The following is a 23,860-nucleotide window of genomic DNA, read 5'->3' on the forward strand; positions in this document are numbered from 1 at the left end:
GAAAGTAATGATGGATATATGTTGTTGCTGAAGAAAGGATAAACTGATGTTTCCGAGCGATTTGAACTATAGAATGCCTGCGGAATGGGATAGACACGAACGTACCTTTATTTCGTGGCCAGTTCGGGCATCAATGTGCCACCCCGAAGACTACGAGGCTGTTTGCGAGGGCTATACCGACATTATTCGAGCTATCGGGGAATTTGAACCCGTCACCGTGCTGGTAAACCCCGACGAACGATCTCTGCTCGAAGGCCGCTTTCGGAACAGGCAGATTGAGCTCCTGCCGTTGGCGCACAATGATGCCTGGCTTCGGGATAACGGGCCGACGTTTATCGTCAATGATCGGGGAGATACAGCCGGCATCAACTGGCACTTCAATGCCTGGGGCGGCAAATACCCGGACTGGGATCTGGACAACCAGGTCGCACCGCAAATATTGAAGCACCTTGGACTAAAACCGTTTGATGCGCCCCTGATTATGGAAGGCGGCTCGCTGCACGTGGACGGAGATGGTACACTCTTGACAACGGCCGAATGTCTGCTCAATCCGAACCGTAACCCTGATTTTTCCCGGGAACATATTTTGGAACTATTGAAGAAATATTTGAGTATCCACAAAGTCATCTGGCTGGAAAAAGGCTTATACGGGGATGAAACAGACGGTCATGTTGACAATATCGCTTGTTTTGCTTCGCCTGGCAAAATCGTGATTCAGATCTGTGACGACCCTTGCGATCCGAATTATGCGATTACCCGGGAAAACCTCGCGGTGTTAAACCAGGAAACGGACGCCAAAGGAAGAACCTTTGAAATCATCCCAATACAACAGCCTCCCGCCGTATTTGCCGACGGTAAACGCCTGACGTTGAGTTATTTAAACTTTTACTTTGTTAACGGCGGAATTATTTTACCTGTATTTGGGGGCCAGGCTGCCGAAACCGATGCCCTGGCTATTCGGACCCTGAGCGGGATTTTTCCGGAAAGACGGATCCGCACCATTGATGGAATGGCAATTATTGGGGAAGGCGGCAATGTTCACTGTACCACCCAGCAGATGCCTGCGGTAGATCTATAAAAATAATAGGCAGTAGGGAAGGAATTTAACGATGAGAAACGTCAAAGTGGCAGCAACACAAATGCGCTGCACCAGTAACGTTGAAGAAAATATTGCCGGGGCAGAGACACTGGTCAGGGAGGCAGCGGCCCGAGGAGCCCAGATTATCCTGTTGCAGGAACTGTTCGAGACCCCATATTTCTGTCAGAAAGAAAAATCAGATTATTACGGATATGCGAAAGAGCTAGAAAATAATCAGGCGGTCAGGCATTTCCGGCAAATCGCCAGAGAGCTGGAAGTCGTCCTGCCAATCAGTTTCTATGAGAAGAGAAACTATGCGCGCTACAATACAATTGCCATGATTGATGCCGACGGTGAGATCCTCGGCAAATACAGAAAAAGCCATATCCCTGACGGGCCGGGCTATGAGGAAAAATTCTATTTTAACCCCGGTGACACAGGCTTTAAAGTCTGGCAAACGCGCTACGCCAAGATTGGGGTCGGCGTCTGTTGGGATCAATGGTACCCGGAAGCTGCCCGCTGCATGACCCTGATGGGGGCAGAGATCCTGTTATATCCGACGGCCATCGGTTCAGAACCGCTGGACCAGACGATTGATTCCAAAGACCATTGGCAGGCCTGCATGCTCGGCCACGCTGCCGCGAACCTGATCCCCGTGGTCGCTTCCAATCGGATCGGCGTCGAGGAAGATGAAGATTCCAGGATTACCTTTTACGGTTCCTCCTTTATTGCCGGACCACTTGGCAAAAGAATTGCGGAAGCAGGGCGTACTGAGGAAACTGTACTGGTGGCTGAGTTTGACCTCGATCAGCTTGAGGTCCAGCGCCTGGAGTGGGGAATCTTCCGGGACCGTCGGCCTGATTTATATGGGATTATTGCTTCCTATGACGGAGAACTAATAGACTGATTCGTAAATTAAATAATTATACAATAATTGATTATTCATACATTTATTGACAGATTTCGTGTATTTTACTATAATTAAATCAAATCAAATGATCCTTAGGCAAACCTGTTGAAAAGCAGGGACGCAAAGCTACGAGTCTAAGTGCTGAAGCATATTGACAGTCGGGTTGCACACAGAAGATGAAAACCGCGGCTGCTTTGGCCGCGATTTTTTTTGAGGGAGGATCTACATGACAGCCGATTCCATCGTTGCAGCCAGTATTTCGATTACCTTGGTCTTGTTAATATCTTACGGATTTTTATATTTTTCCGAAAAGAAACATTATTTCTTAGCATGGAGTCTTTCTGTCTTAACGCTGATGATAACCTATCTTTCCAGAACTGCATTGCTGGAAACCAACAGCCCGTCCGTGGTGCTTCAGATTATCAACTATGCCTCTTCGATCGCAGGGTACTGGCTGGTATTCAAGGGTACGCAGTTGTTTTTTAGCAGAAGCTATCCGGTGTTCTGGGATATCGGCACGGGCTTTCTGATCCTTGCTTTTATATGTATTGCTGTTCAGGGAATCCCGACAACCGCTCTTTTACTTCTGTCTGTTGTCTGGATCATTGCATTATTGTCCAAAGCCGCTATGACATGCTTAAAAGCAAAAACACCGCAAGGCCCGATCCGAATAATACTTGGCTATACCTATATTTTTTGGGCCTTATCGATTTTACTTTATCCGTTGTGCAAATTAATTAACGTTATTCCACCGTCTGTAGGTTATTTAGTTGCCGGTGTTGTTGGTCTACTTGCTTATCTCAATATGCAGGCCCTGTATTTTCAAAGCATCCGGGAGGAGCTTGAAAGCAAAGAAGCAAATATCAGAAAACTTGTCATTTATGATAAATTAACCGGGGCCTACAGTCGTACCTATTTTGAAAATACGTTGGAAGATTTCCTGGATAAAACCCTCATGCCTGCAGCATTGGTCATGGGGGATTTTAATGGTCTGAAACTAATCAACGACACCTTTGGTCATGAAAAAGGGGATGAATTACTTGCGGACGGGGTCAGAATTATGCAGGAGACCATTGGCCCGGAAAATGTGATTATCCGATGGGGCGGGGACGAGTTTATCATTATCATGCCTGGTGTGCCGCTTGATCAGGCTGGCGTGCTTTTAAACAATGTCAAGGATAACTTAAAAATCTCCCGCCCGAAAACAGTACCGATCGATATCTCGTTTGGCTCGACGTTTTTTGAGAACAGGGAACAGCCCTTGGCAGAAATGATCAACCAGGCTGAGGAAAAAATGTATAGCAACAAACTGAATGAAAGCAAGAAAACCCGCCTTGCGATCATCGAGTTCCTGGAAAAACTGCTCTGGGAAAAAGATTATCAGACGGAAGCCCATGTCATGAGGCTGAAAAGTCTGGTCAGTAAATTTGGCAGTCAGATCGGCTTATCCGCAAGGGAAATCGTTGAACTGGTCCAGGTTGCGATGCTGCATGATATCGGCAAGATTGGCGTTCCGGGGGAAATCTTAAAAAAACAAGGTGACTTGACCCCGGAAGAATGGAGCATCATGAAAAAACATTCTGAAATCGGCTATCGGATTACGCAGTCTTCCAGGGAATTAGCGCATGTCTCGGAAGCCGTTCTCGGTCATCATGAATGGTGGAATGGGAAAGGTTACCCGCAGGGGCTGAAAGAAGATGAAATTCCGCTATTCTCGAGGATTGTATCCATTGTGGATTCCTACGATGTGATCACGCATGAAAGGCCTTATAAACGGGCCATGGACCCGTATAGTGCACTTGTTGAAATCAATAAATGCGCCGGCAAACAGTTTGATCCGTATCTGGTTACTGTTTTTAATAAGATTATGCAGGAATCCCTTGTTGTGAATGATAGGTAGCTGCCAAAAGGCGAAGAGGAATATAAATAAATACTTGGAGTGATATACTTATAGTAACGTTAACCTTATGAAATAGAGTTATTGGAGGAAAACAACATGATTTTAACAACGACACCGTCCGTAGAAGGACGCAGGATCACCGAATACTACGGGGTGATTACCGGAGAAGCCATTATGGGGGCCAATATTGTCCGCGATATTTTTGCGAGTATCACCGACGTAATCGGTGGACGTTCCGGAACGTATGAAGGCAAGCTGCAGGAGGCCCGCAATATTGCGTTGAGAGAAATGGAAGACCGGGCGTTCCAGATGGGCGCCAACGCCGTAGTCGGTATCGATCTGGATTATGAAGTTATCGGAGCCAACGGCAGTATGTTGATGGTCAGTGCTTCCGGGACCGCCGTAAGAGTAGAATAATCCCGAAATATTCAAAAGATACCCGCGAGCTCTGTACCAGCGGGTATCTTTCTGCTAGGCTAAGGGTATTGGAGTCTCTCAACCAAAGGATTAAATAAAAACCATTTATTAATATCTTCATCATAGTTTGTACTGTAAGCAGTACGTAGTAACAATACTTCGGGATACGCGAGATTTTCTACAACATACATGCAAAAGCCAGATAAAGACTGGAGGCAGTGATAGATGAACGCTATAGATGATGAGAAAACGAAATGTCTAATCATTCACGGGTTTGGTGGCGGGGTACACGAAGTGAAGCCTTTGGCCGAATATTTGACTGCTCTTGGTTATGATGTTATTTGTCCTATATTAAAAGGCCATTCAACAACCAGACATGAAATGAAAAAAGCAACTTATCTGGACTGGATAGATTCTGCTGAACGTGAACTTTTAAGATTAAAAGAAATTGGGGATGAAATTCTGCTGATAGGGTTCTCCATGGGAGGGCTGATTGCATTTAATCTTGCTTGTAAACATGATATTAAGGCCATTGTGACAATCAATACGCCCATCTTCTATTGGAACATATACCAAGTGTTTCGTAATATTGCGGATGACGTCAAGAACAAGAAGCCTAACCACATCAAGAGGTATTTACAAGCAAAAAAGATCTCACCGTTTTTGTCTATGATCCAATTCTTATTATTATTGCACCAAACGAAGCCAAAATTAAAGAAAATAAATTGTCCAATCTTAATTATTCAGGCTGAAGATGATGATACTGTAAGAAGAAAGAGTGTGGATTATATCAATAAACATGTGTCTTCGGATAGGAAAAAGATTAGATATTTCCAAAAAGGTGGTCATTTGATCCTTCTAAGTCCGATGGCCGAACAGGTAATGATATGTGTTGAAGATTTTTTACAAGACAAATAAGTTGAGCTTTATTTCGTAAAGCTGTACAAATGTATTGCAAAACGGTTCCTATGATGCGTTTTTCTTATAACCTTTAAATAAATAATAGCGAAACAGTAGTCCTAGCGTAATCCCAAACACAATTGAACCGATCATTTCTGAATAATAATCATTAATAGGTCTATGCGGAATAAAGTTACGCCCTTCAATAAGCCACATGAAAATGACTTCTAATGTTAACCAGTTTAATAAACTAATGCCGATACTTTTGACTATAAAATAGTCATGATCTAAGAATTTAAGTGCGTAGTAAAAAACAAGAGATAATACACAACCTAATATGATGGAATATATCGCTCCGAGGATATCATTAGGCCTGTCCAGTGTTATCATAAAGCTAGTGAGCTGATATACACTATACTTGGCAAATCCAAAGGTCATTAGAATTCTTGTCACGATTTCATAGGGAATCGTGGATAAAGCTCCCATAAACATAGCTAAAGTGGGTTTATCGTATTTCATCTTTCGTACTACCTTTATATCATAATATTCAAGACTAGTATTCCCAACATAAACATTTTTACAATTCTTTTTTTGCAATTCCTATGATAAGTTTGAGCAAGCCCATGCCCGCTGCAGTCGGGGCAGGGCCTTTATTTATACTGTCATGGGATAAAATATAAAATTCGACAAAACATTCTATTATTCACTGAAGGAATATGGCGCTATTTGAAGAATTTTCCTTATAAATGATCAAGCTGAAGGGAATTCATCAGAATGAATGGAAACTTTGACAAAGACTACTTTCAGTAAGACAAATGGTAAATTTTTTTATTATGAAAGGGGTTTTCAGGATGAACTATGAAGGTATTGCCAATTTTGTTCACGAGTGCGTCAAAAATCCCAAATTGCTAACCCAGGCTGACCAGCAGAGTAAAAATATCGTAAAACCCACTGAACTTCCTGTTATTCAAAATGTTTTTTCAAGGGGTAAGGTATCCGGGGGCGCCATTGCCATTGAAGTCAGTCCGCTTATTCAGTGGGCATAGAATAAATGAATTTTCAGCTTGATCAAAACATCTTTGCAGAAATTAATAGGATTATGGAAGCAACGAAACTTAGTGCTGAAATGTGTCAAATGATTCAAAATTCATTGAATGCAGACAGTAGTACGGGTGAATTATTTAAATGGGCCTATTTAACCACTATGAGTTGCGAGTGTACAGGGGGAAAGCCAGAAACTGCGCTGCCGGGAGCAATTGCGATGGAATTTTTTGCCTTGGCAGCGGATATTTTTGACGATATTCAAGATCAGGATCATGATGATCTGCCCTGGCGAAAAATTTCGGAGGCGAAAGCTATAAGCCTGGCAAATTGTCTTTTAATGTTAAGCGATGAGGCAATTAGCGAAATTCAGGATGATAGGATTTATAGAGAAATCAGTAAGACTATACACCACGCTGGGGTAATTGCCAGTGATGGTCAATTCAGGGAGTTCCTTTATGCTGACTGTGATCATATTTCTCTTGAGCAATGCTTTGAAATAGTCAAACGAAAGTCAGGAAGTTTGACTTCCTGTGCGTGTAAAATAGGAGCGATCCTGGGAGGGGCTTCAGATTCTATTAAAGAGTTGTTAGCAGAGTTTGGCCAAAACTTTGGGATCATGAACCAAATCCGCAACGATTTAAATGACTTTCTGGATTTTCAGAAAAAGCATGATTTTACAAATAATATAAAAACCCTACCCTATGTTTACCTTTTACACACAGCAAAAGAAGTGGGCCAGTTCCATCTGCTTAAAAAGGAAAAAGGCTACCGGTCGCAACAATTATTGGATAATGAAAAAGAATTGTTGAAAAGAACTTCTGCCGAAGAAGGGGTTAGTCAATATTGTGCCGTCATGTTTGAAATTTATCGCCATGTTGCTGGTGAAATCCTTGAAAGGCTTCCCGTTCCAGAAAAACAAAAGGAGAAGATGAAAAAACTTGTGGGAGAAATTTATTAATCGGCATATTTATTATTTAGCAAGTGTGATTTTCATTGTGCTAGGACTTGTTTACTTTGTTGCTTGTCTGGAACGGCCATATATAGGTCTTGATCTAAAAAACGTAAACGGCCACTGGCTGGTGGTAACATGCGATTCTATTGGCGAAGCGTATCAATCCGGGATAGAGTTGGGGGATGAAATCCTCAAAATTGACGGTAAAGATCCTAGTAAAAACCCTATTGTTCAAAAATGGGACATACTGGAAGATGCTACAACAATCGAATTCGTCAGTCCGGGGCAAATGACTTCCAAAGCAATTACTATACATAAACAAATTGATTTGTTTACAGCATTGAGTGAAATTCCGTTAATCATATTAGGGTTTACGTTTTGGCTACTGGGTTTTTTAACTTGGTACAAGCGACCTTTTTTAAAACAAGCTCGTACTTTATTTTGGATGCTTTGGTTATTTGCCTTAGCAATTATTTTAACTCGGGCTTCAGGCCGTTGTTTACTTTTGGCCAAAGAATTGGAGTTTGTTACGTTTTCATTAGCGCCTGTTTATCTTATTCGTTTTTTTTCAATCTTTCCTGTTGATCAGCCAAGAAAAATCAATAAATATGGCCAATTATCAATACTAATTATTCTTACGTTCATAATTATTTTGACAATTATGCAATTTTCAGGCATTGTCCAATTAGCAAGGCTAATAAGAAATCTGTCATTATTGAATATGCTTATTGGCATTATTATTTCGATATGGAACTTAAGTCAGGTAATAAAGTTACCAAAAGAACGGCCAGAAAAGAATGAAGCTGGTATTACTTTGTTAGGAATGATTATTGGGTTTTTGCCTAACATATTATTTGTTGCTATTCCGTTATTTTTCACTTTAAATATAAGGGTATATACCGAATTAAGTTTTCTATTTGTCGCCGCTATTCCTATTTCACTCTATTACGTTATTGCAAATAAATATTTACCGGATAGTCGAAGGTTGTATGAAATCATTATTACAAATTCTTTAGCCGGGATAATCATTAGTATCCTCACGTATTTTATCCTATACAAAATTAAATTTATTCAATCCATGAACTTCGAACTTTATTTAGCTGTATTTATTTTATCAATATTATTTATCATTTGTTTTTATTTAATACGAACAACAATAAGTAAAATATTTAATAATAATATAAGTCAAAGCAAATCCGGTGTTAAACAAAGAATCATTCAACTAGAAGAAAATACCACATTACTGTTAGCCAAAGATCAGCTCTTTGAAGATCTGATTCAGAATTTAGGGATTGACGGGGCTTTTGTTATTGTAGAAAACGAACAGACTGGCTGTTTTGAAAAGTCAGTTGGCCGGTTTAAAAATAATTGTAAAGAACAGTCAAAGTTAGAAGGGTATTTTCGTCAAAATCAAAAGCTGGACCTTGAAGCAGAGTTCATTCCAGAGGAGTTTCCAGCCGAAGTTTTTGTACCATTTGTTTCTCACAATTCTCGCTGTGGAATCTTCTTTGGCCATCGCTATTCTCATGTTAAATTTGATAAGTCCGAATTACCCTTTCTGACGTTACTTGCCGGTCAGTTAGCTTATCAGGTGCTGATGCAGCTCGTTGTTGTTGATCTGACTAAAGAAATTAATTACCTGAACAAAACATTCTCGAACTCTCATAGAAGAAACCGGGAACTTCAGCGTATTACCAATTCCTTAATCCGAATGATTGAACGAGGCAAAGGAAGTCTGGCCAAAGAAATATTGGATGGCCCGGTACAGAGCGTTCTGGATATCAGCCGTTGGTTGAAAATACTGGAAAAAGAAAATATAGATGATGATATGTTCCAACAGGCAATTTCGCGGATGAGGGATCTGATTAATGATTTGAACTATGATCTAAATCAAACGGTTCACAATTTACTTCCGCCAATTTTAGCGGATTTGGGTTTAATTCCTGCTATACAATTGCTGTTTCAGGATATTATGCTAAAGGAGCCAAGCTTCATTCTGCTGGAAACAGAAGGAATTGGATTAGACGATCGTTTTCCAGAGGATATCGAAATAGCCGCTTACCGCTTCATACAAAAAGGAATAATCAACTCCCTGCGTTATTCCGGTTCAAAGAAACAGACGGTCCGTGTTAAACTAAGTGGAGACAAATTGGAATTAACGGTAAGGGATAATGGCCAGGGATTTGATCCCGATCAACTTGGCAAAGGGTTCTTAGACGGGGCGCATTCCGGTTTAGCAATCATGAAAGAACGTATTGAGAGACTGGGTGGACAAATACTGATCAGTTCCGGTATGGAGCGTGGCACAACACTTCAAGCAACAATACCGATATATTAAGATGAATTGAAGTTAGGTGGGCAAATGAACGTTAAAGTTTTAATCGTCGACAGTCACGGGCCGTTTACGGAAAATACCAAAGTTCTTTTTTCCATGGAGCCGCAAATCGAAATCGTGGGAATTGTGAGAAACGAGGGAGAATGCCTTGATTTTGTCCGTCAATCTCCGCCTGATATCGTATTGCTGGATATTCATCTGAATGATGGCAACGGAATCTCTTTGATTGAACAAATCCAACGAATTGCGCCCATAGTAAAAATCATTTTGATGACTGAATGTAATCAGGAAGGGTATGTCATTGCAGCAAGGAATAAAGGGGCCCAGGGGGTAATCTTAAAGGATATGTATATCCGGGAAATGGTTCAAGCCATTCTAAGGATCATGGACGGCGGTTCTTACTTTTATCAAAGTCCTTTAGCTTTTCCAAAAAAACAAATAGACATCGATGATATGCACTTCCCAGTTAAACCTGTGGAAATTCTGGAAAAAATACTAACGCCTGAAGAAAAAGAAATCATGAGATTATTGGCCAAGAGGTTGTCCAACAAGGAAATTGCTTCTATTTTAGGCGTGTCGGTTCGTATCCTCAGTGAACGGATTAATATCATCCTTCTGAAATTTGGCGTGAATACCAAGTTAGAGGCTGTTTTAACCTGGCCTTTTGCAGAGCCTTAAGCTCTCCGTTTTCCAGTACCGATATGGGTCCATGCCCGCCGCAGACGAGGCAGGGCTTTTTATTTTTGTCTTCTAATTCTCCCAGCAGCCTCATGATCTGCTTGCGCATCTCGGTTGCTTTTTGCGAGTCGATGTTTACACTCCGCATCAGGTAAGGTGCCAGGGAGTTGAACGCGGCTCTTTCCTCGGAGAAGCCGCTGATATTCACGAGGTTATCACCGGTGAACACCAGGCCGTATTCTTCGCAGACAAAGATCATCTCGCCGTAAAGATGGCCGCCGCTGCCTTCGAAAACCTGGAATTTCAGATCAGCAACGGTGAATTCTGCGATCGCGATCAGTTCCTGATGTTCTTCGAGTGCCGTGGTCGGAAAGCCGGCGTCAAGTACTTCGAACTGCTCGGGATTTGGCGGGGTATAGCCGGAGATGATCCGGCTGAGTTTGCTGTAGCCCCAGCCAAGATCGCTGTTTTCACGGTAATCGGGGATTCCAGCGGCTTGACACCTTAGACTGTCGGCGCTCTTTTGGTTTAAGCCGATACGTATGCCGAGTTTAGAGAGCAGGCCGCAGTGGTCGACGTCGGCGTGGGTGATAAAAACGCGTTTTTTCAGGGTATCCCAGGCCGGAAAAAGCTCCTTGAATATCTTGAACATTTCTTCGGCATAGATTGCATAGCCGGTATCAATTAAAACGAGTTCTTCAGCTAAAGCAAGCACATAGGTGTTGCTGCCGCAGGGCGGCTGGATGCTGTACAGTGTGACCTGTTCGCTGATCCGGACCTGATCGATGTCGGCGCTGAAATGGCTGCCGCGGTATTTGCTGATAAAATATGCAAAACGACGGATATAGCCAAAGACTTTTTTGGGGCTCTCACCGGTCTCCTGCAGCATCTGGAGGATCCGGTTCGATTCGGAGATGAATTCAATGGTTTGTTCTGTACTTAAAGAAAGGATATGCTGCATTTCATTCGCCAGCCGGATATAGAAAATCGTATTGTCCAAATTCTTTTCAAAATCGTCATATTCGATGATATCAATCTGATAAACTACGCTGATATCATCGAGCAACATTTTAATCATATCCGGATTTTCGATCAGCAGGCCCATTTTGAAATCCTGATAGGGTGTACCGTTGGCACTCGAATTCAAATACGAGATATTAATATTATAGAGGTCCAGAATTTTAAGGACAGGCAGTACGGCACCAGGCCGGTCCGGAATTTTGATATTGACCTCGATGACGCGTGTTTCAGAGAGTTCATTTTTAAGATAACCGACCGTTTCGAGTTCTTTGGCGATTTTCTGATGGTTTTCGGCAGTGGCCTCGACATCCAGAAACAGCATATGCAGGTCAACAGCCTTATTGTAGCTCACGCGGACAATATTGCCGCAGTATTTGGCAATGATCTTGGAAGCGAGCAGGAAAGCTCCTGTCTTATCAGGCATACGGGTAACATAAGATTTTCTGTTCATAACTACCTCAAATCAAATAATTGGCTGTATTTATTATAAAGTTCTGCTCGTTAATTTTCTACAACATCATACATTCAACCCTATTTTAGAAGCCAAGAAAATTTATATTTACATAATGAAAAATAATACGTATTATACATATCGTAACATAATTCACAAATAACTTTATTTTTGTCTAAGTTCGGTATGTTTTTCAGAGAGATGTACAGGTACGTATTTTTAAGAACGACAGAGGAAAGTTAAAGAATATGAAATTAAACGTTACACGACAGTCCCAGGTAGCCGCCGTTGGCATACTTTTGCTGGCAGTTGTTCTAATGGCTGGAAAATTATTAATCTCAGTTAATATCATTAAATTTCATACTCCGAATCACTTATTCAGTCAGGACACTATTTTCTCTTTCCGTGATTATTTAGAAAAGATAGGGGCTATTGTAACCTTGGATGAAAAAGCCCAAGAAATTACAATCCAAACAGGCTTGGATAGCTATTACCTTGAAATCAAGACCGATTCGGTGAAAGGAATTCCAATCTATGTCAACAACGTGTATATCGGCAAAACACCGCTTAAAAAAAGGCTTTTAGCAGGAAAGTACGTGGTTATGGCGAAAAATTCCGGACATGTGAGCTCAATACGCTATTTAACACTTAAACCGGAAACTGCTTCGAATAAACAGATTATACTACCGGTGGACCAAAAAGACTATGAAGGATTCCTGGATGAAATTATCTTGCTTGGCTACAAACCTATAAGGGTTATGGATTACTATAACCATGCTCCAATTACCAAGAAAACTATCGTTTTAAGGCATGATGTGGATGTATCCGCTGAGAAGGCCTTAGCTATGGCAAAAATCGAACACCGCAGAGGAGTTAAAAGCACCTATTATTTTCGTTGGTGCACCGCCGATCCTGAAGTTCTCAAAGAAGTAAGGGCGCTGGGACATGAAGTTGGACTGCATTACGAGACTTTGGCAGATTATTCTCGGCTAAATCATCTCAAATCTGCACAGGATATAACGCCGGCTGTCAAACAAGAATTGCGAAGACGATTAAAGTCAGAGATTGCTCATTTCCGACAGCAATTTGGAAATGTATATACCATTGCTTCCCACGGGGCAGAAGAGAATATCAGGCTTGGCGTTACGAATTATCAGGCAATTATGGCCGGAGAGGATCCGCACGATTATAGTATTATCGGCACTGCCTATGGCCCCATAATCCAACACTTCACGTATATGAGCGATTCAGGCGGTATCTGGGAACCATTTCCTTACCCAAAACTCGAAGAAAGTAACGCCGGCCCGTTTTATATCTTGATTCATCCCATCCATTGGGCTTCCGGTTTAAACTGATAACCTTATAGCCGCTGCACAGGCATGCTCTAAAAAATGTCTTTGCATATTTGCTGCTTCAATAAAAGAAACTATGGGATCGTTATTTTTTGTAAATAATGGTATGATATAGTATAATAGTTAAATCATTTTCATATAAAGGATTTTGTAAGAACCTAATCTGCTGTGGGTTGAAAGGAGATACAAAGTGAAAAGATACGCAAAACAATGCCTTTCAGTAATGTTAACTTTAATCTTATGTCTGGGTGCATTTGTCCCCGAGGCTTTAGCATCGACGATCCCTACCCACCGTATTTCTGGGGATACACGGTATACCACTGCCGCTAATATTGCCAAAGAAGGTTGGTCCGGAGGCTCACAATGGGCGATTATCGCCTGTGGAAGTAACTTTCCTGATGCTTTGGCGTCAACCCCTCTGGCAGCAAAGTATAATGCTCCAATCTTACTGACGGAAAAAGACAGTTTAACAGCAGTTACGAGGTCCACGCTGACTGCGCTAGGCACAAAGAATGTCTATATTGTCGGTGGACCAGCTGTCGTTTCTACGGCTGTTGAAACCCAGCTGAAGTCGATGGGAATCTCAGTTACCCGACTGTCCGGAAGCGACAGATATTATACCTCGGTTGAGATAGCTAAACGTATCGGTAATACATCCGGAATGCTTGTCGTCGCTCCTGGGGGTGATTATCCGAATGCGCTTTCGATTTCATCCTACGCCGGCAAAAAACAAATTCCAATGATCCTGGTGGATAAGAGTACGGTCAGCGAAAGCCTGGAACAATATATTGCAAACAACAGTATTCAGCAAACTTATGTGATCGGCAATACTGCTGAGATCAATGATTCAGTCTTCAACGCCCTCCCAAGCCCGACACGCATTCAAGGAAGTGACCGCTATGCTACAAATCTAGCGGTTTTGAAAGCTTTTGAGCCCGAATATGCCTTTGACAATACATTTTTAGCAACCGGTAATAATTTTGCCGATGCTCTGGCAGGCTCATCCTATGCCGCGAAATTGAGCTCACCGATTATCTTGACCGGAAAAACATCAGACAGCCGCATTAATAATTACTTAGCAGCCATTAGCTCCAGTATTACACAGCTGAATATACTTGGCGGGGAAGCTGCAATTTCATCATCCCTAGTCAACAGTTACCTTGGGATTGAAACGGGAGGGACCTTAACCGCCAAAGAGATTTTTGCCAAGGTCAGCCCTTCTATCGTTTACATTGAGACTTATGACAGCAGCGGGAATGCTCTGGGGAGCGGCAGCGGTTTTATTGTTGATTCCAGCGGCAAGGTTGCGACGAACTACCATGTAATTGAAGGCTCGTACAGTGCTAAAGTAAAGACCGCGGCAGGGACATCCTATGATGTCCAAAAGGTCTTAAGTTATAACGAAACAACCGATTTGGCCATACTTAAAATTAGTGCGACAGGATTGACTGCTGTCTCCCTCGGTGATTCTAGCCTGATTGAAACAGGAGATAATATCTATGCAATCGGTAACCCGTTCGGATTGGAAAATACTTTGTCTAACGGTTTAATCAGCACAAAATTCAGAGATATTAATGGAACGACATATATTCAGATTTCTGCCCCGATCAGTTCCGGGTCAAGCGGCGGTGCGCTGGTGGATGAGCAGGGAAAAGTCATCGGTATCACAGCCGCCGTATATTATGGCGGCCAGAACCTGAACTTCGCAGTTCCGATTAACCTGTTAAAACCTATGCTCTTGGAGAATATTAATAAAACACTGCCGGAAATTTTACCGGCCATTTACAGTGTCTTTGCCAATATGGCTTCTTATATTCAGAATGCCTATGGCACAAATGTGATTGCAGGCCAAACAATCAAATATTCCGTTACCGTGACTGCCTATCAGGGTAATACCGATACTTCCCATGATGGAAGTGCATTTATTGTATTTACGGTGACCCCTGAGACAGATGCTGCTGAATCGGACGTGCTGGATAATCATTCCGAAGCTTATCTTGTGTGGCTGGAGGCTATGCTGAATGACCTTCAAACAAGATATGGCCCGAATGTGTTTAACGGTGGAATGTACTACGGAGACTCATTCTATATCTTATTTGATAATTGGGACGGGTATACTCAATACTGGTATTAGGAGATTCGTTAAAGGCTTTTCAATCCTGCCAAGTCGTGCTAATCTACCCATAGAGAATTAATCGGAAGGGTGGTGGTACGATGGGTCTTGGCAGAGTGCGTTTCATCGATGATTCAGTGGAGCTGCCAAAAATTACGGGCAAAATGCTGGCCAGAATCTTCCGGTATTTTATTCCGTACTGGAAACAAACCGCCGTGATCATCCTGTCCCTGGTCGTTTCAGCGCTGCTTGGACTCGTACCTCCCTTAGCGACCAGGAGTATATTAGATGAGGCTCTGCCTCAGCACGATATGAAGTACCTGGCGATTCTGATGCTGGTTGCCATCGGGGCAGCTATCTTAAGCGGTTTGTTGATGGTCGGACAAAATTATCTCAAAACCTTGATTGCCCGGAATATCATCTATAAGATGAAAAACCAGATGTTTGACCATATTCAGCATATGTCCCTGCGTTTTTTCTCCTCGGTCAAACCGGGTGAAATCATCACGCGGATGAACAGCGATATCAATGGCGTCCAGGAAATGCTGAACAGCACGATCATCAATACGCTCAGTAGCACCCTGACGCTTGTCACCACAGCTGCGGCGCTGATCTCGATGAACTGGAAACTGGCGATTGTCGGCATGGTAATCGTTCCGCTTTTTGTCATACCAACACGCAAAGTCGGCAAAGTCAGATGGAAGATTGTATCCCAGACCCAGGCCAAGGTCGATGAACTGAACCAGATTTTACAGGAGACATTCAGCATCAGCGGTTCGATCTTGATGAAAATTTTTACGAAAGAAAAAGCGGATTATACGAAATTCGAGAAAGTCAATCGGGAAGAATCCCGCCTGCGGACAAAAGAGTCTTTAGCCGGGCAATGGTTTACGATGACTATCAGCATCTTTACCTTCATTGGGCCGATGCTCATCTATTTTTTTGGCGGTTACCTCTATATGCATGGGGAAATCACTGTCGGGGAAATTGTGGCTTTTGTAGCACTGCTGGCCAGGCTTTATACCCCTGCAGCCCAGCTGTCAAATATCCATATCAATGTTGTCCGTTCGTTCGCTTTATTTCAGCGGATCTTCGACTATTTTGACCAGCCGTTTGAGATTGTGGATCGTGACAAAGCGAAAACCATTGTCTCAGTTGTCGGTCAAGTTGATTTTGAACACGTTTCCTTTTCATATGATCATAAAATACCTGTTCTCCAGAATATCAGCTTCTCCGTTGCCCCCGGAACCATGGTCGCGCTGGTCGGTCCGAGTGGGGCAGGGAAGACAACCATCACGAATCTAATCCCAAGACTGTACGATGTTATGGACGGCTGTGTTAAAATTGATGGAGAAGATATCAGGGATCTGACACTTCAGTCCCTGCGCAGGCAAATTGGCATTGTAATGCAGGAGCCTTATTTATTTAATGACACAATTGAAGAAAACCTAAAATACGCCCGGGAAGATGCCACGGTAGCTGAAATGATAGAAGCCTGCAGGGCAGCCTATATCCATGATTTTATCATGACGCTGCCGGACAAATACCAGACGGTGGTCGGAAACAGGGGAATCAAGCTGTCAGGAGGGGAGAAGCAGCGGATCTCGATTGCCCGCGTCATCCTGAAGGATCCCCGGATCATTATCTTTGATGAAGCAACTTCTTCCCTGGATTCAGTGTCCGAGCTGTACATTCAAAAAGCAATGGTTCCTCTGCTGCAAGGGAAGACAAGTTTTATTATTGCCCACAGGCTTTCCACGGTACTGGCAGCCGACCAGATCCTTGTCGTAGAAAAAGGACGGATCGCGGAAGTAGGAAAACATGCGGACTTATTGTTACGGGACGGGATCTATAAAAAGCTGTATGATACACAGTTCAAGAACCAGACAATATAAAATATAATTCTTAATAAGTATGATCTAAGTTAAGCGAAGGCAGACGAAAGATCCAAACCAATTACTGTTTGGATCTTTCGTCTGCTATTATCTGCTGCTTATTCAGCTAAATTAAATAGATTCGTACTCAGATATTTTTCCCCGCGATCAGCAAACAGGACCACGATCAATCCTTCTTCGATATCTTTGATGCATTCCAAAGCTGCAATCATTGCGGCTCCGCTGCTCATGCCGACAAAGATGCCTTCCTGGAGGACGATGGCTCTGGCCATGACAAAAGCGGCCTCAGATTCAATCATGACTGTCCGGTCTATCTTGCTAGGATCATAGATTTCCGGCACAATGGCCTCTTCCATGTTTTTAAGACCCTGAATATAATGGCCCTTCTCAGGGTGGGCTTCAATAATTTGAACCGCAGGATTCTTGTCCTTTAGACCCATGCCAACGCCCATGAGCGTCCCTGAGGTACCAAGCGCGGAAACGTAGTGAGTGACTTTTCCGTGGGTCTCCTCCCATATTTCATGCGCAGTCGTATAATAATGGGCGAGCTTATTGTATTCGTTTGAGAATTGGTTCGGCATGAAATATTTCTCTGGATACATCCTGCAGAGCTCATGCGCTCTGCGGATTGCTCCGTCAGTTCCCTGGGAAGAGTCGGTCAGGATTGTCCTGGCACCAAAAGCTTCGATCATTTTGCGGCGCTCCACGGATACGGCTTCACTCATCACGATTTCAACCTTATATCCTTTAACAGCACCGATCATGGCGAGGCCAATCCCTGTGTTACCGGAAGTCGGTTCAATAATGGTCTTGCCAGGGACAAGCGAGCCACACGCTTCGGCTTGCTCAATCATTTTTAAGGCAATGCGGTCTTTGATGCTTCCAGTCGGATTAAAACCCTCCAGCTTTGCGTACAGCGCAACGTGCGGCTTCGGATTTAATCTGTTGATCCGGACCAACGGAGTATGTCCAATGGTCTCGAGAATATTATTGTACACAAGCATCTTCCTCTCTGATCATTCAATACTAAGAATACTATACACTATCTTTGTTGGCAGGGAAATCCTGTTAAACTCTCTTTTTTGCTATGAAATAAAATTTAAATTGTCTGAATTTCTGTCAACATCTTGATTTTTGAAAGGAATGTGATAATATTTAGCGAATAAGAATATTTCTGGTTAAATTTTCGTAGTTGATTTTCAAGAAGACTTGGCTAGCGCCTGATATAAATGAAGAAGTACAAGCTTTATGCAATAAAAATGCTTTGAACGATTAATATTAATGATAAAGGAGAGATTGATATGGCTACTTATTTTGATGAACCTTCTCATACTTTTGGAGAATATTTATTAGTACCCGGGTATTCTTCAGCAGACTGTACCCCGTCAAATGTAAGTCTGAAGACTCCCGTTGTAAAATACAAAAAAGGTGAGGAATCTTCCATTAACATGAATATTCCTCTGGTATCGGCAATCATGCAGTCTGTTTCGGACGATAAAATGGCAATCGCTCTGGCCAGAGAAGGCGGTATTTCGTTTATTTATTGCTCTCAACCGATTGATACACAGGCTCAGATGATTGCGCGTGTCAAAAACTATAAGGCAGGTTTTGTGACCAGCGATTCCAATATCACCCCGGACAGCACGCTGGCGAACATTTTGGCCCTGAAAGCCAAAACGGATCATTCCACAGTGGCTGTGACCTCAGACGGTACAGCTTCGGGTAAGCTGCTGGGTCTTGTTACGACCAGAGATTACCGCGTCAGCAGAATGTCCAAAGATACGAAAGTCAAAGAATTCATGACGAAGTTTGAGGATCTGATCTGCGGAAACGATCAAGTCACCCTGAGTGAAGCCAATGATATTATTTGGGACCATAAGCTGAATGCTTTACCTTTGATTGATAAAGACCAAAACCTTAAGTATCTGGTCTTCCGCAAAGACTACGATTCCCATAAAGAATACGAGAGGGAGCTTCTGGATACCTCCAAACGGTATATTGTCGGAGCTGGGATTAATACCAGGGACTATGAAGAACGGGTGCCTGCGCTGGTCAATGCCGGAGCGGATGTTCTTTGCATTGATTCTTCCGAAGGCTTTTCGGAATGGCAGAAAAGGACGATTGACTTTATTCGCAAAAAATACGGTGAATCCGTAAAGGTGGGTGCCGGGAACGTCGTGGACCGCGATGGATTTTTATTCCTGGCCGAAGCTGGGGCTGACTTTGTCAAAGTCGGTATTGGCGGCGGGTCGATCTGTATTACCCGCGAACAAAAAGGGATAGGCCGCGGACAGGCTACCGCGTTGATTGAAGTTGCCAATGCGCGCGATGAATATTTTAAGGAAACCGGAATCTACATCCCCGTCTGCTCGGATGGCGGTATCGTCCATGATTATCATATTACGCTGGCTCTGGCGATGGGTGCCGATTTTATCATGCTTGGCCGGTATTTCTCACGTTTTGATGAGAGTCCGACGAACAAAGTCAATATCAATGGCAGCTACATGAAGGAATACTGGGGAGAAGGCTCTAACCGTGCCAGGAACTGGCAGCGCTACGATCTCGGTGGTGACGGCAAGCTTTCTTTTGAAGAAGGCGTTGACTCCTATGTGCCATACGCCGGCAGTTTAAAAGACAACGTAACCCTGAGCCTGAACAAAGTCCGTTCAACCATGAGCAACTGTGGGGTTCTGACGATTCCAGAACTGCACAAAAACGCCAAACTCACGCTCGTATCCGCAACAAGCATCGTGGAAGGCGGTTCACATGACGTCTTACTGAAGGATAACAGCTATATAAAATAAAAAATTGCCTTAAAAACAGTAATGTCGTTGACGATCATGCCAAAAAAGAATTATACTTAAATATGTTATTTTGCAATTTCAAAGCTTGTCTTTCTTCAAAGGGCAAGCTTATTGGTTTGTTGGTCAATATTAGTCTATTGGTCTTGATCTGCTTTAGGAGGACGATTCATGGAACAAGTACTTTTAATGGGGAATGAGGCAATTGCTATGGGAGCTATCCGGGCCGGCGTTGCGGTTGTAACCGGCTACCCTGGCACGCCTTCCACAGAAATATTGGAAACTGTCGCCCGGAAAAATCCCGGGAATATTTATGTTGAATGGTCGGTTAATGAAAAATCTGCGCTGGAAGTTGCGGCTGGTGCAGCCTATACTGGTCTCCGAACGATGGTGACCATGAAACAGGTTGGTCTTAATGTTGCTTCCGATCCATTAATGAGCCTCGCTTATATCGGGGTAGAGGGGGGAATGGTCATCGTTGTTGCTGATGATCCCGGACCTATTTCTTCCCAGACAGAGCAGGATACCCGCCATTTCGCTTCTTTTGCCAAACTGCCTGTCTTTGACCCATCTTCACCGGAAGAAGCTTATCAGATGATTGGCGATGCGTTTGCTTATTCGGAAAAATATAAGACCCCGGTCTTATTTCGTCCAACCACGCGTGTTTGTCATGGTAGCGCCTCTATGATATTTGAACCCGCTCAGGCGGCTTTTTCGGTCGGTGCTTTTGTCAAAAATCCGAAGTGGACGATTTTTCCTCGTCTTTCTTATGAAAAGCATCTGCAAATTGAAGCCAGGCGTCCAATACTGGAAGCGGACTTTTCGTCCTATCCCTGCAATACATTAACCGGCAGCGGTAAAAGAGGTATTGCCACAGGAGGCATCAGTTATGCTTATACGTGTGAAGCAATCCAGGCCCTGAAGGAGTGCCGTCAACGCGAAAACGATATACAGAAGAATAGTTCGGATATTGACTATAAACTGTTCAAAGTTTCAACGCCGCATCCTTTTCCGGTAAAACTGGCCCTAGAGTTCTTAAGTGGCCTCGATGAAGTTCTGGTGATCGAAGAACTGGACCCAGTGATTGAAAAAGAATTGATTTTCCTGTGCGGCCAATACCATTTGCCTGTCAACGTCTTCGGCAAACTGAGTGGCCATAGCCCTCAGGCCGGGGAAAACAGCGTTGAAATCGCACTCAAGGCAATCACGAAATTCTTAAAGAAGCCCAATCAGGATGAAGATTGCCGTCTAAATCTCTCCACATTGAATGCTAAACATGAGGATATAAACAATAAAGAAGAAAACATAGCTGAAGAGGATCAACAGATTGTAGAAGTTATACAGCCTGAGCAGCAGCCGGACCTGCCGGTCCGGCCTCCGGTACTCTGTGCCGGGTGTCCGCACCGCGCTTCTTTTTACGCGGTGAAAAAAGCCATGAAAGGTAAGAAAGCGGTCTTTTCCGGTGATATCGGCTGCTATACGCTTGGTAATGCAAGTCCGCTGGAGATGGTCGACACCTGCCTCTGCATGGGTGCAGGCATTACGATTGCCCAGGGACTGCACCGCGCTGAACCGGATACGGTTAACTTTGCATTTATCGGTGATTCAACCTTTTTTCATACAGGCATTGCCGGTGTGATTAATGCTGTTTACAATGAAACTGATATCGTATTGATTATCCTCGACAATTCGACAACGGCGATGACCGGCCATCAGCCACACCCGGGCACAGGGAAAACCATGATGGGAAGTATCGCTGAAAAAATTAGTATTCCGGTTGTCCTTCGGGCCTTGGGTGTTAAACAGATTACGACATGCAATCCGCTCAACTTAAAACAAGCGATCGCTACCGTCCAAGATGCTGCAGCGGTGCGCGGCGTTTCAGCGGTGATCTTTGAATATCCGTGTATTGCAATAGCCAAACCAGGGCCCCGATTTACGGTCGATCCCGGAAAATGCAGTGGCTGCAAGCGCTGTATCAAAGAATTGGGCTGTCCGGCCATTACTTGGAAAGTGGATAAGGCTGAAATTGATTCGGCTTTATGTTACGGTTGCTCCCTCTGTACACAGATCTGTTCTTTTGCTGCGATAGGAGGTGAGCCGGTATGAATATTATCTTAGCTGGGGTAGGCGGTCAGGGAATTGTCCTGGCTTCCAAAGTTATTGCCCAATCCGCGATGCAAAAAGGCTTAAAAGTTCGTACAGCGGAGACGATCGGCATGGCCCAGCGGGGTGGCTGCGTTGTCAGCCATGTAAGGATCGGTGAAAATATTCACGCTCCGCTGGTAGCACTGAAGACAGCTGATCTGGTGATAGGCTTTGAACCCGCGGAAGCTGTACGGGCGCTTCCTTTTTTAAAGCCTCAAGGGACCGTCATTGTCAGTCAAAAAGCAATTAAACCGGTCACAGCTTCACTCTCGGCTGAAGGCTATGAGGGGAAGACGATGCTGGACTATCTGCAAAACAGTGTCAGCCGGCTCTATATTGTGGATAGCGATGCAGTCTGTTCTGTCTGCGGCTCATCAAAAGTCTTAAACACTGCCTTACTCGGTGCAGCAACAGGCAGCGGTGTACTTGGTTTTACACTTACGGAAATCGAAACTGCTCTGGAAAGCGTATTGCCGGCTAAACTGCTGGACATGAACATTCAGGCCCTTCGGGCTGGTGCCCAAAATATAGAAGAGGGGAATATTTGTGTATGAAACGGATGAATGAAACCCAGTTTGCAGCAATTAAAAATACTCTGACCAAGCTCTGTAGTCTCGACGGCTTTTACAGCAAGAAATTTGCAGGCAACGAACTTCAGAGCATGCAAAGCCAGGAAGATTTTGAAAAATTACCATTTACCAATAAAGATGATCTGAGAGAAGCTTATCCGCTTGGCCTGCAGGCTGTTCCCGACAGTGAGATTGTCCGGATTCATTCCTCTTCCGGAACCACCGGCACCCCGGTCATTATTCCGTATACAAGGCGAGATGTCGAGGACTGGGCCATCATGTTTAAACGCTGCTATGAAACAGCGGGTCTGACCAACTTGGATCGGGTTCATATTACACCAGGTTACGGCTTGTGGACAGCAGGCATCGGCTTTCAGAACGGAGCTGAGCTTTTAGGGGCCATGGTTATTCCGATGGGCCCCGGTAATACCGACAAACAAATTCAAATGATGATGGATTTAAAGAGTACCGTTTTGTGCGCGACTTCATCTTATGCCCTTCTCCTGGCTGAAGAAATTGCCAAAAGGGGCGTCAAGGACAAAATCCACCTGCGTAAAGGCGTTATTGGGTCAGAACGCTGGGGTGAAAAAATGCGCCGACGCATCGCCGGTGAACTAGGTGTTCAATTATACGATATCTATGGCTTGACTGAGATTTACGGACCGGGTATCGCGATGAGCTGCGATTACGAATGCGGCATGCATTATTGGGATGAGTATCTATACTTTGAGATTATCGATCCGCATACCGGCCAGCAGGTACCGGAAGGCGAAATCGGGGAACTCGTGATTACGACCTTAAAGAAGGAAGGCGCGCCGCTGATTCGCTACCGCACCCATGACTTAACCCGTTTCCTGCCAGGAGAATGTGCCTGCGGCCTGGCTTATCCCAGAATCGATACCATTATTGGCCGTACCGATGATATGGTCAAAGTTAAGGGCGTCAATATTTTCCCGGGTCAGATTGATGAGCTTCTGCGCGAAGTAGAAGGCGCCAGTAGTGAATACCAGGTCATGATTGACCATTTAAGCGGCAAAGATATTATGACGCTGTTCTTTGAGACCGAAAACAATGCAGATAAAAAGCAGCTCGAACAAGACGTCAAACAACATTGTAAAGCAAAAATTGGGATCTCCGTCGTCCCGAAGGCCGTAGCTATCGGAGAACTTCCCCGAAGTGAAAAGAAATCAACCCGTATTTTTGATAACCGCTACTGATTTTACATTTTTATAATTTAGCATCTTAATAAGTCAACTGTTGATAAATAAATGTTGTCACGGTAGAACGGGAGGAGATT

Annotated in this window: 19 protein-coding genes and 1 riboswitch; of the genes, 16 read left to right on the plus strand and 3 right to left on the minus strand. The window is 43.7% G+C overall.

The genetic code is table 11. From position 1 onward, the window contains the following. Positions 1–46: 46 nt before the first annotated feature. The 5 genes from C1I38_RS08915 (at position 47) to C1I38_RS08935 (ending at position 5,223) form a co-directional block, all read left to right on the plus strand. Positions 47–1,078, plus strand: a complete 1,032-nt coding sequence (locus C1I38_RS08915) for an agmatine deiminase family protein (protein WP_119775078.1) — start codon at positions 47–49, stop codon at positions 1,076–1,078. A gap of 31 nt (positions 1,079–1,109) precedes the next feature. Continuing rightward, a complete protein-coding gene (gene aguB / locus C1I38_RS08920) occupies positions 1,110–1,985 on the plus strand; it encodes an N-carbamoylputrescine amidase (RefSeq protein WP_119775079.1) in 876 nt (291 codons plus the stop codon). Between the two features lie 88 nt (positions 1,986–2,073). Continuing rightward, a riboswitch (cyclic di-GMP riboswitch) is annotated at positions 2,074–2,159 on the plus strand. Between the two features lie 55 nt (positions 2,160–2,214). Continuing rightward, positions 2,215–3,888, plus strand: coding sequence for a diguanylate cyclase (locus tag C1I38_RS08925; RefSeq protein WP_119775080.1), 1,674 nt, complete (start codon positions 2,215–2,217; stop codon positions 3,886–3,888). A 96-nt stretch (positions 3,889–3,984) separates the two neighbouring features. Then, positions 3,985–4,305, plus strand: a complete 321-nt coding sequence (locus C1I38_RS08930) for a heavy metal-binding domain-containing protein (RefSeq protein ID WP_020492482.1) — start codon at positions 3,985–3,987, stop codon at positions 4,303–4,305. Positions 4,306–4,530: 225 nt separating this feature from the next. Further along, entirely contained in the window at positions 4,531–5,223 is a 693-nt protein-coding gene (locus C1I38_RS08935; RefSeq protein WP_119775081.1) for an alpha/beta fold hydrolase, read from the plus strand. A 48-nt stretch (positions 5,224–5,271) separates the two neighbouring features. Here C1I38_RS08935 and C1I38_RS08940 read toward each other — a convergent pair whose 3' ends face one another. Next, entirely contained in the window at positions 5,272–5,724 is a 453-nt protein-coding gene (locus C1I38_RS08940) for a hypothetical protein (RefSeq protein ID WP_119775082.1), read from the minus strand. 332 nt (positions 5,725–6,056) lie between these two features. Between C1I38_RS08940 and C1I38_RS08945 the strand changes: the two genes are divergently transcribed. Genes C1I38_RS08945 through C1I38_RS08960 form a run of 4 tightly spaced genes read left to right on the plus strand, consistent with a single transcriptional unit; the run spans position 6,057 to position 10,214 of the window. Next, complete coding sequence (locus C1I38_RS08945) at positions 6,057–6,251, plus strand: hypothetical protein (RefSeq protein ID WP_119775083.1); 195 nt, start codon at positions 6,057–6,059, stop codon at positions 6,249–6,251. Between the two features lie 5 nt (positions 6,252–6,256). After that, a complete protein-coding gene (locus tag C1I38_RS08950; protein WP_119775084.1) occupies positions 6,257–7,207 on the plus strand; it encodes a polyprenyl synthetase family protein in 951 nt (316 codons plus the stop codon). Then, positions 7,188–9,539, plus strand: coding sequence for an ATP-binding protein (locus C1I38_RS08955; protein WP_119775085.1), 2,352 nt, complete (start codon positions 7,188–7,190; stop codon positions 9,537–9,539). The genes C1I38_RS08950 and C1I38_RS08955 overlap by 20 nt, the downstream gene beginning before the upstream one ends. Before the next feature lie 24 nt (positions 9,540–9,563). After that, the gene (locus C1I38_RS08960; protein WP_119775086.1) at positions 9,564–10,214 is read left to right on the plus strand and encodes a response regulator transcription factor; all 651 of its coding nucleotides are present in this window, start codon (positions 9,564–9,566) and stop codon (positions 10,212–10,214) included. Here C1I38_RS08960 and C1I38_RS08965 read toward each other — a convergent pair. Beyond that, positions 10,144–11,685 carry an MBL fold metallo-hydrolase gene (locus C1I38_RS08965; protein ID WP_119775087.1) on the minus strand — a complete coding sequence of 514 codons (1,542 nt, stop codon included), beginning with the start codon at positions 11,683–11,685 and terminating at the stop codon, positions 10,144–10,146. The genes C1I38_RS08960 and C1I38_RS08965 overlap by 71 nt on opposite strands. A gap of 248 nt (positions 11,686–11,933) precedes the next feature. Here C1I38_RS08965 and C1I38_RS08970 point away from each other — a divergent pair, with 248 nt between their 5' ends. From C1I38_RS08970 to C1I38_RS08980, 3 genes are all read left to right on the plus strand, one after another. Continuing rightward, complete coding sequence (locus tag C1I38_RS08970) at positions 11,934–13,040, plus strand: PEGA domain-containing protein (protein WP_119775088.1); 1,107 nt, start codon at positions 11,934–11,936, stop codon at positions 13,038–13,040. Between the two features lie 187 nt (positions 13,041–13,227). Continuing rightward, positions 13,228–15,171, plus strand: coding sequence for a cell wall-binding repeat-containing protein (locus C1I38_RS08975; protein ID WP_119775089.1), 1,944 nt, complete (start codon positions 13,228–13,230; stop codon positions 15,169–15,171). 80 nt (positions 15,172–15,251) lie between these two features. After that, positions 15,252–17,045 (plus strand): ABC transporter ATP-binding protein, encoded by a 1,794-nt coding sequence (locus C1I38_RS08980; protein ID WP_119775090.1) that lies wholly within the window; start codon positions 15,252–15,254, stop codon positions 17,043–17,045. Between the two features lie 98 nt (positions 17,046–17,143). On the opposite strand, the gene C1I38_RS08985 is transcribed toward C1I38_RS08980, so the two are convergent. Then, a complete protein-coding gene (locus C1I38_RS08985; protein WP_119775091.1) occupies positions 17,144–18,043 on the minus strand; it encodes a cysteine synthase family protein in 900 nt (299 codons plus the stop codon). 303 nt (positions 18,044–18,346) lie between these two features. On the opposite strand from C1I38_RS08985, the gene C1I38_RS08990 reads away from it, so the two are divergent. The 4 genes from C1I38_RS08990 to C1I38_RS09005 all read left to right on the plus strand — a co-directional run bounded on the left by C1I38_RS08990 (position 18,347) and on the right by C1I38_RS09005 (position 23,780). Further along, on the plus strand, positions 18,347–19,849 hold the full coding sequence (locus C1I38_RS08990) for an IMP dehydrogenase (RefSeq protein WP_119775092.1): 1,503 nt from the start codon (positions 18,347–18,349) through the stop codon (positions 19,847–19,849). Positions 19,850–20,017: 168 nt separating this feature from the next. Then, positions 20,018–21,955: an indolepyruvate ferredoxin oxidoreductase subunit alpha gene (iorA, locus tag C1I38_RS08995; RefSeq protein ID WP_119775093.1), complete on the plus strand. Its 1,938-nt coding sequence runs from the start codon at positions 20,018–20,020 to the stop codon at positions 21,953–21,955. Further along, on the plus strand, positions 21,952–22,548 hold the full coding sequence (locus C1I38_RS09000) for an indolepyruvate oxidoreductase subunit beta (protein WP_119775094.1): 597 nt from the start codon (positions 21,952–21,954) through the stop codon (positions 22,546–22,548). Before iorA ends, C1I38_RS09000 begins: the two co-directional genes overlap by 4 nt. Beyond that, on the plus strand, positions 22,545–23,780 hold the full coding sequence (locus tag C1I38_RS09005) for a phenylacetate--CoA ligase (protein ID WP_199698243.1): 1,236 nt from the start codon (positions 22,545–22,547) through the stop codon (positions 23,778–23,780). The genes C1I38_RS09000 and C1I38_RS09005 overlap by 4 nt, the downstream gene beginning before the upstream one ends. Positions 23,781–23,860: the final 80 nt, after the last annotated feature.

Origin of the sequence: Dehalobacter sp. 12DCB1 (assembly GCF_004343605.1) — a bacterium.
In the GTDB taxonomy this organism is placed as follows: Bacteria; Bacillota; Desulfitobacteriia; order Desulfitobacteriales; family Syntrophobotulaceae; genus Dehalobacter.

What these genes read in the sequence shown, in the direction of transcription:
- iorA (WP_119775093.1), top strand. Translation starts at nt 20,018, where the DNA reads ATGGAACAAGTACTTTTAATGGGGAATGAGGCAATTGCTATGGGAGCT.
- C1I38_RS09005 (WP_199698243.1), top strand. Translation starts at nt 22,545, where the DNA reads ATGAAACGGATGAATGAAACCCAGTTTGCAGCAATTAAAAATACTCTG.
- C1I38_RS08930 (WP_020492482.1), top strand. Translation starts at nt 3,985, where the DNA reads ATGATTTTAACAACGACACCGTCCGTAGAAGGACGCAGGATCACCGAA.
- C1I38_RS08980 (WP_119775090.1), top strand. Translation starts at nt 15,252, where the DNA reads ATGGGTCTTGGCAGAGTGCGTTTCATCGATGATTCAGTGGAGCTGCCA.
- C1I38_RS08965 (WP_119775087.1), bottom strand. Translation starts at nt 11,685, where the DNA reads ATGAACAGAAAATCTTATGTTACCCGTATGCCTGATAAGACAGGAGCT.
- C1I38_RS08950 (WP_119775084.1), top strand. Translation starts at nt 6,257, where the DNA reads ATGAATTTTCAGCTTGATCAAAACATCTTTGCAGAAATTAATAGGATT.
- C1I38_RS08945 (WP_119775083.1), top strand. Translation starts at nt 6,057, where the DNA reads ATGAACTATGAAGGTATTGCCAATTTTGTTCACGAGTGCGTCAAAAAT.
- C1I38_RS08960 (WP_119775086.1), top strand. Translation starts at nt 9,564, where the DNA reads ATGAACGTTAAAGTTTTAATCGTCGACAGTCACGGGCCGTTTACGGAA.
- C1I38_RS08970 (WP_119775088.1), top strand. Translation starts at nt 11,934, where the DNA reads ATGAAATTAAACGTTACACGACAGTCCCAGGTAGCCGCCGTTGGCATA.
- C1I38_RS08935 (WP_119775081.1), top strand. Translation starts at nt 4,531, where the DNA reads ATGAACGCTATAGATGATGAGAAAACGAAATGTCTAATCATTCACGGG.
- C1I38_RS08990 (WP_119775092.1), top strand. Translation starts at nt 18,347, where the DNA reads ATGGCTACTTATTTTGATGAACCTTCTCATACTTTTGGAGAATATTTA.
- C1I38_RS08940 (WP_119775082.1), bottom strand. Translation starts at nt 5,724, where the DNA reads ATGAAATACGATAAACCCACTTTAGCTATGTTTATGGGAGCTTTATCC.
- C1I38_RS08915 (WP_119775078.1), top strand. Translation starts at nt 47, where the DNA reads ATGTTTCCGAGCGATTTGAACTATAGAATGCCTGCGGAATGGGATAGA.
- aguB (WP_119775079.1), top strand. Translation starts at nt 1,110, where the DNA reads ATGAGAAACGTCAAAGTGGCAGCAACACAAATGCGCTGCACCAGTAAC.
- C1I38_RS09000 (WP_119775094.1), top strand. Translation starts at nt 21,952, where the DNA reads ATGAATATTATCTTAGCTGGGGTAGGCGGTCAGGGAATTGTCCTGGCT.
- C1I38_RS08925 (WP_119775080.1), top strand. Translation starts at nt 2,215, where the DNA reads ATGACAGCCGATTCCATCGTTGCAGCCAGTATTTCGATTACCTTGGTC.